We start from the raw sequence: 13,957 nt of genomic DNA on the forward strand, positions 1-13,957 counted from the left end.
CGCCGTGCGCAAGGGCGGACCCATGAAAAAGGGTCGCCGCATCGCTGCGACGACCCTTCATTTTCAACGATGCCGCGCGATCAGACGTGGCAGGTCAGGTCGCCCTTGCCGGGGATCTTGACCTTGATGTTCTTCATGTCACCGGTGAGTGAATAGCCGCCCTCCGCGGTCAGCGGCTTGCCGGCTTCGTCCGCCTTTAGAACGGTGGCGGTGCCGCCCTTCTCGGTACGCAGGTTGGCCAGCTTGTCGCCCTGGAAGAAGTCGACGAAGACGAGGCTGTTGCCCGGCTGGCAGCGGAAGCTGACCGAGCCCTTCATCGCGGGCGGCAGCTCGACCGGCGCGGCGTTGGCGAGTTGGTCGGCAAGCGGATCCGGCGGAAGGGCATTCACCACTTCCGGCTCGTTCTGACAGGCCGAGAGCGAGAGCGCGGCGATCACCGCGGCAAGGGGGAGGATATGCTTCATACGGGCAGGACGCTTCGCGCATGCACCATGCGTCGTCAAGGGCCGGCGAGTGCCGTAGCGTCGATAATCGGTTGCGGCGCAATATTGTTTCGCGGAATAGCAGCCGTCACTCGTGAAACTCGTCGAGTTCGGGGATCCGGCCGAACGCGATCTTGGTGCCGACCCGGTCGATCCGCCCGCCGCCGAGCGGCCCGACCGTCACCGCGTTGCGCCCGAACCGCTCGTTCATCCGGTCCATCGCGCGGCTGAGTGCCAGACCGCGGGTCTCGCGCGCCAGCGGATCGTCGGGGTCGAGCATCGCGAACAGCGACGCCTGCTCGCCCGCCACCGGCTCGATCTCCGCCAGCGTCACGCCGACCATGCGGAGGCGAAAACCGCCGGTCCGCGCAGCGCCGGCGGCGGCGAGGCGGGGGAACAGCCCGTCGAGCGCCGACAGGACGACGAAGCTGTCCTGCGTCGCGGACAGCTTCACCGATGCCCGCCAGTTCGACTTGTCGTCCTCGAACTTGCCGTGAAGGATCAGCAGCCGGCTGCGATAGCCCTTTCGCCGCAACCGGCTCGCCGCCTTGAGCGCCAGCCGCCGCGCGGTGAGGCGTGTCGGTTCGAGGCCGCGTCTGGAGGGGCTGAGCACATGGCTGTGGCCGATCGTGCGGCTCTGCGTCGGTTTCGAGGGCAGGTCGACGCCGTGGAGCAGATACCAGAGCCGGTCGCCATCGGTCCCGCCCCAGGCCGAGCCGGCGTCGCGCGGGCGGCGGGCGCACAGTTCGGCGATGTCGTTGACACCCTGCACCGCCAGCCTTTTCTCCATTCGCGGGCCGATCCCGGCGATATCGCGCAGCTTGAAGCCGAATAGCCGCTGCGGCAGTTCCGCGGCCTCGAACACCGTCAGGCCGTCCGGCTTCTCGATATCGGAGGCAAGCTTCGCCAGCAGCCGATTGGAAGCTATCCCTACAGAGGAGCGCAGGCATTCGCCGACATTGGCGCGGATGCCTGCCTTGATCCGCCGGGCGAGCGCGACGGCCTGTTCGCGGTCGTTCTCGTTGTCGAGCAGGCGGCAGGCCACCTCGTCGATCGAGCAGACATGCGTGACGGGGATGTGGCGCCAGATTTCCGCGACGATCGCGTCGTGGAATTCGACATAGCGACGATGGCGCGCGGGGGTGACGATGAGGTCGCGGCACAGCCGCTTCGCCTCCCAAACTGGCGTGCCGGTCGAGATGCCGTAGCGCTTGGCCTCGATCGAGGCGGCGATCGCGACCGTGGTGTCGCTGTCGATCGGCGCGACGATCACCGGGCGGCCGCGCAATTCGGGCTGCAACTGCTGCTCGACGCTGGCGAAATAGCTGTTGAGGTCGAGGAACAGCCAACGCAGCGGGCGCGGGGGAAGGGCGGGCGACTCGGCGGCCATGCGGAACAATAGCAGAACGATACGGTCTGCGTACCCACTTCCCACTCGCGGGCGCCTGCCGCATAGGAGCGGCCCACAATACCAAAAGGGAGAGCCCCATGAAGACCCGCGCCGCCATCGCGTTCGAAGCGAAAAAGCCGCTGGAGATCGTCGAGCTGGACCTGGAGGGGCCGAAGGCCGGCGAGGTGCTGGTCGAGATCATGGCGACGGGCATCTGCCACACCGACGCCTATACGCTCGACGGCTTCGACAGCGAGGGCATCTTCCCGAGCGTGCTGGGGCACGAGGGCGCGGGCGTGGTGCGAGAAGTGGGCGCCGGCGTGACCAGCGTCGCGCCCGGCGATCACGTCATCCCGCTCTACACCCCCGAATGCCGCCAGTGTAAGTCGTGCCTCTCGGGCAAGACCAACCTGTGCACCGCGATCCGCGCGACGCAAGGGAAAGGGCTGATGCCCGACGGGACGACGCGGTTCAGCTACAAGGGTCAGCCAGTCTTCCATTACATGGGCTGCTCGACCTTCTCGAACTTCACCGTGCTGCCCGAGATCGCGGTGGCGAAGATCCGCGAGGACGCGCCGTTCAAGACGAGCTGCTATATCGGCTGCGGCGTGACGACCGGCGTCGGCGCGGTCATCAACACCGCCAAGGTGCAGGTCGGCGACAACGTCGTCGTGTTCGGGCTCGGCGGCATTGGCCTCAACGTCATCCAGGGCGCGAAGCTGGCGGGCGCGAACAGGATCATCGGCGTCGACATCAACCCCGACCGCGAGGACTGGGGCCGGCGCTTCGGCATGACCGAATTCCTTAATTCCAAGGGCATGAGCCGCGAGGATGTGGTCGCGCGCATCGTGGCGATGACCGATGGCGGCGCCGACTACACCTTCGACGCGACCGGGAATACCGAGGTGATGCGCACCGCGCTGGAGGCTTGCCATCGCGGCTGGGGCACCAGCATCATCATCGGCGTGGCAGAGGCGGGCAAGGAGATCGCGACGCGGCCCTTTCAGCTCGTCACCGGCCGCAACTGGCGCGGGACCGCGTTCGGCGGCGCCAAAGGGCGGACCGACGTGCCGAAGATCGTCGACATGTACATGACCGGCAAGATCGAGATCGACCCGATGATTACTCATGTCATGGGTCTGGAGGAGATCAACAAGGGGTTCGACCTGATGCATGCGGGGACAAGCATCCGCAGCGTCGTCGTCTATTGAGGGAGAGGGAGCGATGTTCACGCACATCCTGCTCGGGTCGAACGATCCGAAGCGCGCCAAGCAATTCTACGACGCGGTGATGGCGCCGCTCGGCGTCGGGCCGGGCTTCGATGCCGGTACCCGCGTCTTCTATCGCGGGCCGAACGGCGCGTTCGGGATCGGCACGCCCGCAGACGGCGAGCCGGCCAATCACGCTAATGGCGGCACGGTGGGCTTCGCCGCGCCCGATCCGGCGGCGGTCGACGCGTTCCACGCCGCGGGCCTCGCCAATGGCGGCACGTGCGAGGGCCCGCCGGGACGCCGCATGAATGCACCCGGCAAGGCTTACGGCGCGTACCTTCGCGACCCGGACGGCAACAAGATCTGCGCCTTCGCGCAGGTAAAGGAGTAATCGCGATGCTGAATCACGTGATGGTCGGATCGAGCGACCTCGACCGCTCAAAGGCGTTCTACGACAAGGTGCTGGGCGTGCTCGGCGCCGGCGAGCCGCTGAAGAACATCGCGCCGAGCGGGCATACGCGCCTGCTCTACATCCATGACGGCACGATGTTCATCCTGACCCAGCCGATCAACGACGAGCCGGCGACCGTCGCCAATGGCGGCACGATCGCGTTCAAGTGCCATTCGGCCGAGCAGGTGAAGGAATTCCACGACGTCGCGGTCGCCGCGGGAGGCACGACGTGCGAGGACCCGCCGGGCCTTCGCGACGGCAGCCTGGGGCCGATGCACCTGTCCTATGTCCGCGATCCCGACGGGCACAAGCTGTGCGCGATCTATCGTCCGTGAGCATCGAGACGGTCTCGACCGCGCGGGCATTCGGCGGGACGCAGGGCGTGTACCGCCATGCGTCCGCGGCGACGGGGACTGACATGACCTTCTCGGTCTTCGTCCCCGACCATCCGGCGGGGGCGAGGCTGCCCGTCGTCTGGTACCTGTCGGGCCTCACCTGCACGCACGCCAACGTGACCGAGAAGGGCGAGTATCGCCGCGCCTGCGCCGAGCACGGCCTGATCCTCGTTGCGCCGGACACCAGTCCGCGCGGCGAGGGGGTGCCCGACGATCCCGATGGCGCCTATGACTTCGGTCTTGGCGCAGGCTTCTACGTCGACGCGACCAAGGCGCCGTTTGACCGTCATTACCGGATGTGGTCGTACGTGACCGAGGAACTGCCCGCACTGATCGGCGAGCAGTTTCCCGCCGACATGGATCGCCAGTCGATCATGGGCCATTCGATGGGCGGGCACGGCGCGCTTACCATTGGCTTGCGGCACCCCGACCGCTTCCGGGCCGTAAGCGCCTTCGCGCCGATCGTGGCGCCGTCACAGGTCCCCTGGGGGCAGAAGGCGCTCGCCGGCTATCTGGGCGATGATCGCGCCGCGTGGCGGCGGCACGATGCGGTCGCGCTGATCGAGGACGGCGCGCGGGTGCCCGAACTGCTGGTCGACCAAGGCGAGGCAGACAACTTCCTCGCCGAGCAGTTGAAGCCCGACTTGCTGGCGCAAGCGTGCGAGGCGGCGGGGATCGACCTTACGCTCTGCATGCAGCCGGGATACGACCACAGCTATTACTTCATCTCGACCTTCATGGCCGATCACCTCGACTGGCACGCCGCGCGGCTCAAATAGCGGACGAGCGCGTTTCCCGCGGCAAGCACGGGAGACGATGATGGCGCGGACGGCGGTGGTGACGGGCGGGGCACAGGGGATCGGCAAGGGGCTGGTTCAACACCTGCTCGCCGAGGGCTGGCGCGTCGCCGCGCTCGATCTGGACGAGGAAGCGGTGAAGGAACTCGCCGCCGAGATGCCCGGCGACGCCCTGCTCTCGCGCCGCTGCGACGTGTCGAACGAGCGGGCGGTGGCGTCGGCCTATGACGCGATCGATGCGTGGCAGGCGGACGCGGGCGAGGCGGCGGGGATCGACCTCATCGTCTCCAACGCCGGGGTCGCCGATCCGGTGATCGGCCCGATCGAGGACGCCAGCCTCGCCGACTGGCGGCGCTGGCAGGACAGCCATGTGACCGGCGCGTTCCTGATGGTGCGCGGCGCGGTCCCGCGGCTTCGGCAACGGGCGGGCGCTAGCATCGTCCTGATCGCCTCGACCCGCGCGCTGCAATCCGAGCCGTTCTGCGAGGGCTATGCTGCCGCCAAGGGCGCGCTGTGCGGGATGACGCATGCGCTGGCGGTCAGCCTGGGGCCGGCGATCCGCGTCAACGCGGTGCTGCCCGGCTGGATCGAGACGGGGCCGTGGCAAAAGGCCTCCGCGAGGGCCAAGCCCGAGCATCGCGCCGTCGACCGCGACCAGCATCCGGTCGGCCGTGTCGGCGAGCCGCGCGACATCGCCGCGACCGTCGTCTGGCTGGCGAGCGAGGGGGCGGGGTTCGTGACGGGGCAGCAGATCGTCGTCGACGGCGGCATGACACGGCGGATGATCTACGCGGAGTAGCGACCCGGGCTCCCGCGTGAATCGCCCGAAGAAGGAAGAAGCGGGATCCCCGATCAAGTCCGGGATGACGGGTGGGGGCGGCGGCGGTATCGAGCCTCATGCGCCGCCTCTCGATCGCCGCCCTGCTGCTCTCCGCCTGCGCCGGTGGGCGGCCCGTGACCGACTTCCCCGTTAAGATCGGTGCGCCCTATCGCGTGCGCGGCACGACCTATGTCCCCGCCGCCGACCCGGCGTACGACATGCTCGGTTATGCGAGCTGGTACGGGTCGGAATCGGGCAATCGCACCGCGAACGGCGAGAAGTTCAACCCGAAATGGCTGACCGCCGCGCACCCCACGCTGCCGCTGCCGAGCTATGTCGAAGTGACCGCGCTCGACACCGGGCAGCGGATCGTCGTGCGCGTCAACGATCGCGGGCCGTTCGCCGAGCGGCGGCGGATCATCGACCTGTCGCGCGGCGCGGCGGATGCGCTGGGCTTAAGGCGCGGCGGGCCGGCGGCGGTGCGGGTGCGCGTCGTTACGCCCGCCGAGCGCGACCGCGCGCGGCTGCGCAAGGGCAAGGCGCCGCGCGATCTTCGGCCGGAGGACCCGCGCATCCTCGCCAATCTGCGCGCGCAGCTGGCCGCGGGGACGCGCTAGATTATTCCGCGTCCTTCTCCCGCATCGCCAGCAGCGCGACCGCGGCGACGGTGGAGCCGAGCCCCATCACCAGCGCGATCGACGACAGCGTCAGCCCCGCCTCGAACAGATAGCCCGCGACGATCGGCGCAAGCGCCGCGCCGCCGCGACCGATGCCGATCGCGAACCCCGTGCCGGTCGCGCGCAGGTGCGTCGGAAACACCCGCGCGAACAGCGTATAGAGCCCGACGATCGCGGCGTTGGTGAAGAACCCCGTCGCCAGCACCATCGCCGACAGCGCGCCCAGCCCGACATGGCCCGCCACTTGCCCGAACGCGAAGATCAGCAGTGTCGAGGCGAACAAGATGACGATCGTCAGCCGCTTGAGCCCCACGCGGATCGCGGCCAGCCCGAACAGCGCGCCGCCGCTTGCCCCGCCGACATTGGCCCAGGTGAGGACGCCGGCCGCCGCCCGCGCCTCGAACCCCATATCGACGACGATCTTGGGCACCCATTTGAGCACGAAGTAGAAGCTCATGATGTGCGCGAAATAGGCGAGGGTGATGAGCAGCGTGGTGCGGATCAGCGCGGGGCCGAACAGGTCGGCGATCGATCCGCGCGGTGCCCCGGCCTCGCGTCCGCTCAGCGCCTCGACCGCGGCATGGCCGAAGCGGCGGAGCGTCCGGTTGATCCGCTCAAGCGCGCCGGGCGGTTGGCGGCGGTCGAGGAACGCGACCGTCTCGGGCACCAAAATCCAGGTGAGGGGGATGAACAGCGCGGTGACGATCGCGCCGAAGTGGAACACGTCGCGCCAACCGCCGCCCGATCCCAGGATGCCCTGCACCGCCAGCCCGCCGAGCACGCCGCCGATCGGATAGCCGATCACCATCAGCGCCATGGCGAGGCTGTACCAGCGCCTGCTCGAAAGCTCGGCCGCGGCAGCGTTGATCGCCGCCAGCATCCCGCCGATGCCGAGCCCGGTGAGAAGCCGCCAGCCGAGCAGGGTCGAGACGCCGCCCGCTTGCCCGGCCCCCCACATGCCGATCGTCATCGCGATGAGGCAGCCGAGGATCGTGCGCCGCCGCCCGGCCCGGTCGGCGACGCTGCCCAGCAGGACCGAGCCGACCGCCATGCCGACCAGTTCCATCGACAGGATCCAGCCCAGCGTCGACTGAGTGGTGCCCCATTCCTTGGCAATGCCGGGCGAGGCGAAGCTGATCGACAGCACGTCGAACCCGTCGAGCGCGTTGAGGCCCACGGTGACCGCGACCGCAGCCCATTGCCAGCCGCTCATCCGGCCCTGTTCGATCGCCGCGCGTGGCCCCATCGTTCATCCTCCCTCGCGCCGCCGGTTTCCGGCGCTCGCATTTCACGACAGATTGTTAGTCAGTATAGCAATCTGCGTCGAGAGGTTTATCGCCTGAGCAACAGCCAGGCCAGCCACAGCCATCCGACGATCATCGCCGCGCCGCCGATCGGCGTGATCGCCCCGAACCAGCGCGGCGCGCCGAGCGCCATAGAATAGAGCGTGGCCGAAAACAGCGCCGCACCGCCCAGCATCGCCCAGCCGGGGCCGGTCGCACGCTGCTGGACCGCCACGAGCACGGCGACGGCATGGATCAGCTGGTACATGCCGCCCGTGCGCAGCCAGTCCGCCGCCTGTCCGCTGGCACCATGGGCACCGAAAGCACCCGCGGCGATCGCGATCGCGCCCGAGATGGCGGCCAGTACAGACAGCATCACTCGGTCTCCCCGGCAGCGGCAGCCTTTGCTGCAGCCTTTTCGCGCTGCTTGCGCTGGCGCGCCTGGCTGAACACCACGTCGCGCGCGGCATAGATGTCACCGGCCTCGAGCTGGATGCCCAGGCGCTTGGCATCGACGCGGCGGTAATCGTCCTCGCTCCGGTCGATTTCGCCATCGTCGACGCCGACCGCGCGGAGTGCCTGGCGCGCCATCACGACCGCGCTTTCGAAGACTTCGCGGAACATGCCCGCGACCGGCGCATCCTTGAGCGCGATGATTGCGCGGCGGTCGAAGACGCGGGTCATGACGGTGGCGTTCGGATACCCTTGCGCGATCAGTTCGAGCAGGTCGGCGGAAACCTGATCCCCATCGGTGCAGAACAGGATCAGCTCGGCATCCTCCGCCCCCGCCTGTCGGAGCAGGTCTAGGCGGGTGCCGTCGCCGTAATAGACCTTCATCCCGAACTTGCCGCCGACCTCGATGATCTCGGGATCGCGGTCGATCAAGGTCACGGACAGGCCCTGCGCGATCAGCATCTGAGCAACGGTCTGACCGAAGCGGCCATAGCCGACGACGATCGCGCTCGCGCCGTCGTGGCGCGGCGGCTCCAGCCCCTCGCCGTCGCCGGCGGCCGGATCGGTGCGGAAGCGGCGGGTGGCCATCATCAGGAACGGCGTCGTCGCCATCGAGAGCGTGACGATCGCGCCGAACAGGCTCGCCGCCTCGGGCGCGATCAGGAAGGCGTTCTGCGCCTGCGCGAACAGGACGAAGCCGAACTCGCCGCCCTGGCTGAGCAGCAGGCCCATCGCCAGCGCCGGCCGCCATTCCATGCGGAACGCAAGGCCGATGGCGAAAATCACTCCGGCCTTCACCGCCACCAGCGCCAGCGCCATGCCGATCACGAACCCCGGCCGCGCGGCAACGGCGTTGAGGTCGAGCATCATGCCGACCGCCAGGAAGAAAAGGCCGAGCAGGATCGAGCGGAACGGCTCGACATCCGCCTCCAGCTCATGGCGATAGGGGCTGTCGGCGAGCATCACGCCGGCGATGAACGCGCCGAGGGCGGTGGAAAGCCCCAGCGCCTCCATGATCGCGGCGGCGGCGATGACGGTGAACAGCCCGGCGAACACGAACATCTCGCGCTCGCCCAGATTGCCGATCAGCCGGAACAGCGGGCCGAGGATGAAGCGGCCCGCAAGGATCAGGCCGGCGACCGCGAGGACGGTGTAGAGGCCGAGCTGCCAGCCGGGCGGGCCCGCGGCATCGGCCGGGTTGCGGCTCAAGGCGGCGATGATCGTGATGAGCGGGACGATCGACAGGTCCTGGAACAGGAGGACCGAGAAGGTCCGCTCGCCGAACGGCGTCCGCAGCCGCCCCGCCGATTGCAGCATCGGCAACACCTGCGCGGTCGAAGAGAGCGCCAGCGGTAGCCCGAGCGCCAGCGCCGCCGCCCAGGAGAAGCCCGCGCCGAACTGGACGAGCGCGGTGACGGCAAGGCCGCAGAGCACGACCTGAAGCAAGCCGACGCCGAAGATGTCTCGCTTCAACTGCCACAGCCGCGCGGGACTGAGTTCGAGGCCGACGATGAAGAGAAGGAGCGTGATGCCCAGCTCGGCAAAGGTCAGCTTGGTTTCGGCATCGCCGACCAGGCCCAGCACTTGCGGCCCGACGACCGCGCCGGCGACGAGGAAGCCAAGCGTCGCACCCAGCCCCATCTTGCGGAAGGCGAGGACGGAGACGAGCCCCGCGCCGAGCAGCGGCGCGAACTCGCGGACCAGCGAAAGCCCCCCGTGCGCGCTCATCCGCCGGCGGGCACGCGCTGGCGGGCCGCTTCCGCCGCCTCGGCCGCGGCCTCGAAGGCGAGGCGGACCGAGGGATGGCGCGCGGTATAGGGAAGCGCGGGGGCGAAGATGTCGAGCTCCGGCCAGTCGGGCACCGGCCCTTCGCCTGCCAGCCATGCCGTCAGCGCGTCGCGCGCAGCGGCAAGTTCCTCTGGCATGCGGCCGACCGCGTTCGCGGCCATTAGCGCGGCCGATGCCTGGCCGAGCGCGCAAGCGCGGACGCGCATCCCGACGTCAGCGACGCGGCCGTCGTCACCGAGCGACACGTCGACGGTCACGCGGCTGCCGCAGACGGGTGACCGCTTTTCCGACGAGCCCTGCGCATCGGCAAGACGGCTGTCGAACGGCACGCTGGCGGCGAGCCGCAGGATCTGCTGGTTGTAGAGGGTCTCGCTCACCCCGCCCATGTAGGGCAAGGCTCGGCCCGGCGCTACCGCCCGATCTTCGCCATCGTCTCGGGCGGGAAGACGGGCTCGCCCCGGCGGCGGCGGTCGACGAAATCGGCGATGCTGGCGCTGGTGTTGTTGAGGAGCGGGTAGGTCCGCGACGCCTTGATCCACTGCGGCCGGCGCGCCGCCCCGCCGTTCCACGTGTCGACGACGAGGACGATGACGACGAAGGCGAGGCTCACGAGGATCAGGCCCTTCAAGGCGCCGAAGCCGAAGCCGAGCGCGCGGTCGACGGGGCCGAGCACCGACGCCTTGGTCCGGTTGCCGATCGCGTTCGACACCATCTTGCCCCCCAGCCAGACGATCCCGACGATGAGCACGAAGGCGAGCACTGCCGCGCCCGACGTGGTGCCGATCGGCCCCAGCAGCATCGCGGCGAGCGGGGTGTGGAACAGCCGGACGGCGAACACGACGAGCAGCCAGGCGAGCAGCGACAGCACCTCGGTCACGAAGCCGCGAATGGCGCCGAGCACCGCGGCGCCGCCGATCGAGAGGAGAACGACGATATCGAGCGCGGTCAGGTCCATCGCGCCGGCTCTAGCGCGGGCAGGCGGGGCGGGGGAAGGGGGCGATGCGACGGCCCGTCGCTTAACCGCATCTTAGCCATATCGCGCGACTCTGTACCCACTCAGTCCCGGAGTCGGTCGATGATGCGTGCCCGTTTCGCTGTTGCCCTGTTGCCGTTCGCGCTGGCGAGCTGCGGCAAGTCGAAGACCGAAGTCGCGGCCGCGCCGCCCCCCCCGCCGCCGGTGATGGTCGAGCGGCCGATGCCGCGCCCGCCGCTGAGCGCCGCCGCCAACCTGACGCTCCCTGCGATGGCACCCGACGGGAACTTCATGACACCCAGCCGCGGGCTGTCGCCGATTGCCACCGCCTGGCATTTGCGCGCCGCGCTCAACGTCGCGGTGCTGCAATGCGCGAAGGCGGGGGAGCCGATGGAGGCGCAGTACAATGCCTTCCTCGCCGCGCACAAAACTGCGCTCAACAAGGCGCATGACGGGCTGAAGGCCGAATATCGCACGCGGTTCGGGGCCGAGTGGCAGGACCGCTTCGACGACGACATGACGCGGCTATACAATTTCTATGCCCAGCCGCCCGCGCGCGCCGCCTTCTGTGCCGCCGCCGCGCCGCTGGTCGCGGCCGCCGCGACGACGCCGGCGGGCGGCCTCGACGGGTTCGCCGCGCCTGCGGTCGCCGCGCTCGACGTGCCGTTCACCGATTTCTATCGCGCCTATGCCGCCTATCGCACCGATCTGGCCGCGTGGAAGGCCAATCGGTTCGAGCCCGCGAGTGCGCCGGTGCAGATCGCTTCGGTCCAGCCGGTGCCGGTCAATCGCGCGCCGGTGCTGACGGTCAGCAGCGACCTGTTGATGAGCGATACCGAGGTGACGGCGAACAGCGCGCGATAAGGATGCCGCAGCGGCTTTAGCCCGCCCGCATCATCTGTTAGGCCGGTTCCATGCCGACCTCCGCCGCCGCCGCCGCCCGCGAGATCCTCGTCCGACTGCACGAGGTGATGGCCGCGCGATCGGGCGCCCAGGCCAAATTGAACGCCGTCGTCAACATCATCGGCGAGGCGCTGGATAGCGAGGTCTGCTCGATCTATCTGCTGCGCGAGGGCGTGCTTGAGCTGTTCGCGACCCGCGGCCTCGACGAGCGCGCGGTGCACGTCACCCGGCTGGCGCCCGGCGAGGGGCTGGTCGGCACGATCGCCAAGAATGTCGAGACGCTGAACCTTGATGAGGCGGCGACGCACCCCGACTTCGCCTATCGTCCCGAAACCGGCGAGGACCGTTTCCACAGCTTCGCCGGCGTGCCGATCATCCGGCGCGAGCGGTCGGTGGGCGTACTGGCGGTCCAGCATGTCGATCCGCGCCGCTATGCCGATGTCGAGATCGAGGCGCTTCAGACCGTGGCGATGGTCCTGTCCGAACTCATCGCCAATGCCGGGCTGATCGACGAGGGCGGGGCGGGCTCCACCCGGCCGCAGCCGACCGCGACGCAGCGGATTGAGGGGTTCCGGCTGGTCGACGGGATGGCGAGCGGCGTCGCCGTCTTTCACCAGCCGCGCGTCGTCATCGAGCATGTGGTGGCGGAGGATACCGAGGCCGAGCGCCACCGCGTCTATGCCGCGTTCGACAAGATGCGCGACCAGATCGAGCGCTTCGCCAGCCAGGCCGAGTTCGGCGTCGGCGGCGAGCATGACGAGGTGCTCGAAACGTACAAGATGTTCGCCTATGACGAGGGGTGGGCACGCCGGATCAACGAGGCGATCGACAGCGGCCTGACCGCAGAGGCGGCGATCGAGCGGGTGCAGCAGCGCACCCGGATGCGGATGCGCGAGATCGACGACCCATTGCTGCGCGACCGCATGCACGACCTGGAGGACCTGTCGAACCGGCTGCTGCGGATCGTCGCGGGGCAGCTGGGCACCGCGGCGCAGATGGGCCTTAGGCAGGATTCGATCCTGATCGCGCGCAATCTGGGTCCGGCCGAACTGCTCGAATATGATCGCCGCCGGCTGAAGGGCGTGATCCTCGAGGAAGGGTCGCTGACCGCGCATGTCACGATCGTCGCGCGGGCGATGAGCGTGCCGGTGCTCGGCCGCGTGCGCGACGTGAAGCGGCTGATCGGGGAGGGAGATCGCCTGCTCCTCGACGTGACGGCGGAATCGGTGATCGCCCGGCCCTCGGCAGCGATGGAGGAGGCGTTCGACGCGCGCTTCGCCGCCAGCCAGAAGCGGCGCGCGGCGTTCGCGGCGCTGAAGAGCGAGCCGCCGGTGACGAAGGACGGCAAGCGCGTCACGCTGATGGTCAATGCCGGCCTTCGCGACGACGTGGCCGCGCTCGACCTGACCGGCGCCGACGGCATCGGGCTGTTCCGCACCGAGTTCCAGTTTCTCGTCTCTGCCACCTTGCCGGCGCGCGAGCGGCAGCAGCGGCTCTATCGCGACGTGCTGGACGCTGCCGGTGACCGGCCCGTGGTGTTCCGCACCGTCGATATCGGCGGCGACAAGGCGCTCCCCTATCTCGAGCATGACGAGGATCATCTGGAGGAGAACCCCGCCATGGGCTGGCGGGCGCTCCGCCTCGCGCTGGAGCGCGAGGGGCTGATGAAGGCACAGGCGCGCGCCCTTCTAGAGGCGGCAGCGGGGCGGACGCTCAGCGTCATGTTCCCGATGGTCAGCGAGCCCTGGGAGTTCGATCAGGCGCAGGCCCTGTTCGAGGCGCAGCGCGCGTGGCTCGCCTCGCGCGGGCGGAAACTGCCCAACGAGGTGCGCTATGGCGCGATGCTGGAAGTGCCGGCGCTGGCCGAGGTGCTCGATATCCTGCTGCCCAAGGTCGATTTCCTGTCGATCGGCACCAACGACCTGACCCAGTTCCTGTTCGCCGCCGATCGCGCGCATCCAAAGCTCGCGATGCGCTACGACTGGCTGTCGGTGCCGATCCTGCGCTTCCTGCGCCGCGTGGTCGAGCCGGCGAAGGCGGCGGGCGTGCCCGTCGCGGTTTGCGGCGAGATGGGCGGGCGGCCGCTGGAGGCGATGGCGCTGCTCGGGCTCGGGATCGAACGGCTGTCGATCACGCCCGCGGCGGTGGGGCCGGTCAAGGCGATGATCCGCACGCTGGACCTCGACCGGCTACGCGCCGACCTGATGCCGATGATCGACAGCCCCGAGGGGCCGCTGCGCGAGCGGCTCGAGCAATGGGCAGCGGCGCACGGGGTCGAGCACGCCTGACTTTTTTGCGTTGATTACGGTCGTTTCGCTCGCAAGGTGGACAAGG

General features: G+C 69.1%; 15 protein-coding genes. 8 read left to right on the forward strand and 7 right to left on the reverse strand.

What is annotated here, in order from left to right; all coding sequences use genetic code 11:
• Nucleotides 1-80 precede the first annotated feature (80 nt).
• The gene (locus FHR19_RS03830) at nt 81-464 is read right to left on the reverse strand and encodes a YajG family lipoprotein (protein ID WP_184024555.1); all 384 of its coding nucleotides are present in this window, start codon (nt 462-464) and stop codon (nt 81-83) included.
• A 106-nt stretch (nt 465-570) separates the two neighbouring features.
• Nucleotides 571-1,872, reverse strand: a complete 1,302-nt coding sequence (locus FHR19_RS03835; protein ID WP_184024558.1) for a Y-family DNA polymerase — start codon at nt 1,870-1,872, stop codon at nt 571-573.
• Between the two features lie 98 nt (nt 1,873-1,970).
• On the opposite strand from FHR19_RS03835, the gene FHR19_RS03840 reads away from it, so the two are divergent.
• The 6 genes from FHR19_RS03840 (at nt 1,971) to FHR19_RS03865 (ending at nt 6,163) form a co-directional block, all read left to right on the forward strand.
• Nucleotides 1,971-3,083: an S-(hydroxymethyl)glutathione dehydrogenase/class III alcohol dehydrogenase gene (locus FHR19_RS03840; protein WP_184024561.1), complete on the forward strand. Its 1,113-nt coding sequence runs from the start codon at nt 1,971-1,973 to the stop codon at nt 3,081-3,083.
• A 13-nt stretch (nt 3,084-3,096) separates the two neighbouring features.
• Nucleotides 3,097-3,474 carry a VOC family protein gene (locus FHR19_RS03845; protein ID WP_184024564.1) on the forward strand — a complete coding sequence of 126 codons (378 nt, stop codon included), beginning with the start codon at nt 3,097-3,099 and terminating at the stop codon, nt 3,472-3,474.
• A 5-nt stretch (nt 3,475-3,479) separates the two neighbouring features.
• Nucleotides 3,480-3,869, forward strand: a complete 390-nt coding sequence (locus FHR19_RS03850; protein ID WP_184024567.1) for a VOC family protein — start codon at nt 3,480-3,482, stop codon at nt 3,867-3,869.
• A gap of 2 nt (nt 3,870-3,871) precedes the next feature.
• Entirely contained in the window at nt 3,872-4,708 is an 837-nt protein-coding gene (gene fghA / locus FHR19_RS03855; RefSeq protein ID WP_184025848.1) for an S-formylglutathione hydrolase, read from the forward strand.
• Between the two features lie 40 nt (nt 4,709-4,748).
• A complete protein-coding gene (locus FHR19_RS03860) occupies nt 4,749-5,525 on the forward strand; it encodes an SDR family NAD(P)-dependent oxidoreductase (protein WP_343053149.1) in 777 nt (258 codons plus the stop codon).
• Nucleotides 5,526-5,623: 98 nt separating this feature from the next.
• On the forward strand, nt 5,624-6,163 hold the full coding sequence (locus FHR19_RS03865) for a septal ring lytic transglycosylase RlpA family protein (protein ID WP_184024573.1): 540 nt from the start codon (nt 5,624-5,626) through the stop codon (nt 6,161-6,163).
• 1 nt (nt 6,164) lies between these two features.
• Here the strand turns inward: FHR19_RS03865 and FHR19_RS03870 are convergent, their stop codons facing one another.
• From FHR19_RS03870 to FHR19_RS03890, 5 genes are all read right to left on the reverse strand, one after another.
• Nucleotides 6,165-7,469: an MFS transporter gene (locus tag FHR19_RS03870; RefSeq protein WP_246359274.1), complete on the reverse strand. Its 1,305-nt coding sequence runs from the start codon at nt 7,467-7,469 to the stop codon at nt 6,165-6,167.
• A gap of 86 nt (nt 7,470-7,555) precedes the next feature.
• Nucleotides 7,556-7,882 carry a DUF423 domain-containing protein gene (locus FHR19_RS03875; RefSeq protein ID WP_184024575.1) on the reverse strand — a complete coding sequence of 109 codons (327 nt, stop codon included), beginning with the start codon at nt 7,880-7,882 and terminating at the stop codon, nt 7,556-7,558.
• Nucleotides 7,882-9,687 carry a cation:proton antiporter domain-containing protein gene (locus FHR19_RS03880; RefSeq protein ID WP_184024578.1) on the reverse strand — a complete coding sequence of 602 codons (1,806 nt, stop codon included), beginning with the start codon at nt 9,685-9,687 and terminating at the stop codon, nt 7,882-7,884. Before FHR19_RS03880 ends, FHR19_RS03875 begins: the two co-directional genes overlap by 1 nt.
• Entirely contained in the window at nt 9,684-10,133 is a 450-nt protein-coding gene (locus FHR19_RS03885; RefSeq protein ID WP_221228346.1) for an iron-sulfur cluster assembly scaffold protein, read from the reverse strand. The genes FHR19_RS03880 and FHR19_RS03885 overlap by 4 nt, the downstream gene beginning before the upstream one ends.
• Before the next feature lie 23 nt (nt 10,134-10,156).
• Nucleotides 10,157-10,702 carry a CvpA family protein gene (locus tag FHR19_RS03890; protein ID WP_184024583.1) on the reverse strand — a complete coding sequence of 182 codons (546 nt, stop codon included), beginning with the start codon at nt 10,700-10,702 and terminating at the stop codon, nt 10,157-10,159.
• Between the two features lie 120 nt (nt 10,703-10,822).
• On the opposite strand from FHR19_RS03890, the gene FHR19_RS03895 reads away from it, so the two are divergent.
• Nucleotides 10,823-11,584: a hypothetical protein gene (locus FHR19_RS03895; protein ID WP_184024585.1), complete on the forward strand. Its 762-nt coding sequence runs from the start codon at nt 10,823-10,825 to the stop codon at nt 11,582-11,584.
• Between the two features lie 50 nt (nt 11,585-11,634).
• Entirely contained in the window at nt 11,635-13,911 is a 2,277-nt protein-coding gene (ptsP, locus tag FHR19_RS03900; protein ID WP_184024587.1) for a phosphoenolpyruvate--protein phosphotransferase, read from the forward strand.
• Nucleotides 13,912-13,957: the final 46 nt, after the last annotated feature.

The organism is Sphingomonas yantingensis, assembly GCF_014199325.1.
Taxonomy (GTDB): Bacteria; Pseudomonadota; Alphaproteobacteria; order Sphingomonadales; family Sphingomonadaceae; genus Sphingomonas; species Sphingomonas yantingensis.

Excerpts from the sequence above, each read along its gene's own strand:
- FHR19_RS03835 (WP_184024558.1), bottom strand. The coding sequence starts at position 1,872 with ATGGCCGCCGAGTCGCCCGCCCTTCCCCCGCGCCCGCTGCGTTGGCTG.
- FHR19_RS03890 (WP_184024583.1), bottom strand. The coding sequence starts at position 10,702 with ATGGACCTGACCGCGCTCGATATCGTCGTTCTCCTCTCGATCGGCGGC.
- FHR19_RS03865 (WP_184024573.1), top strand. The coding sequence starts at position 5,624 with ATGCGCCGCCTCTCGATCGCCGCCCTGCTGCTCTCCGCCTGCGCCGGT.
- FHR19_RS03860 (WP_343053149.1), top strand. The coding sequence starts at position 4,749 with ATGGCGCGGACGGCGGTGGTGACGGGCGGGGCACAGGGGATCGGCAAG.
- FHR19_RS03880 (WP_184024578.1), bottom strand. The coding sequence starts at position 9,687 with ATGAGCGCGCACGGGGGGCTTTCGCTGGTCCGCGAGTTCGCGCCGCTG.
- FHR19_RS03845 (WP_184024564.1), top strand. The coding sequence starts at position 3,097 with ATGTTCACGCACATCCTGCTCGGGTCGAACGATCCGAAGCGCGCCAAG.
- FHR19_RS03875 (WP_184024575.1), bottom strand. The coding sequence starts at position 7,882 with ATGCTGTCTGTACTGGCCGCCATCTCGGGCGCGATCGCGATCGCCGCG.
- FHR19_RS03870 (WP_246359274.1), bottom strand. The coding sequence starts at position 7,469 with ATGGGGCCACGCGCGGCGATCGAACAGGGCCGGATGAGCGGCTGGCAA.
- FHR19_RS03830 (WP_184024555.1), bottom strand. The coding sequence starts at position 464 with ATGAAGCATATCCTCCCCCTTGCCGCGGTGATCGCCGCGCTCTCGCTC.
- FHR19_RS03850 (WP_184024567.1), top strand. The coding sequence starts at position 3,480 with ATGCTGAATCACGTGATGGTCGGATCGAGCGACCTCGACCGCTCAAAG.
- ptsP (WP_184024587.1), top strand. The coding sequence starts at position 11,635 with ATGCCGACCTCCGCCGCCGCCGCCGCCCGCGAGATCCTCGTCCGACTG.
- FHR19_RS03885 (WP_221228346.1), bottom strand. The coding sequence starts at position 10,133 with ATGGGCGGGGTGAGCGAGACCCTCTACAACCAGCAGATCCTGCGGCTC.
- FHR19_RS03840 (WP_184024561.1), top strand. The coding sequence starts at position 1,971 with ATGAAGACCCGCGCCGCCATCGCGTTCGAAGCGAAAAAGCCGCTGGAG.
- FHR19_RS03895 (WP_184024585.1), top strand. The coding sequence starts at position 10,823 with ATGATGCGTGCCCGTTTCGCTGTTGCCCTGTTGCCGTTCGCGCTGGCG.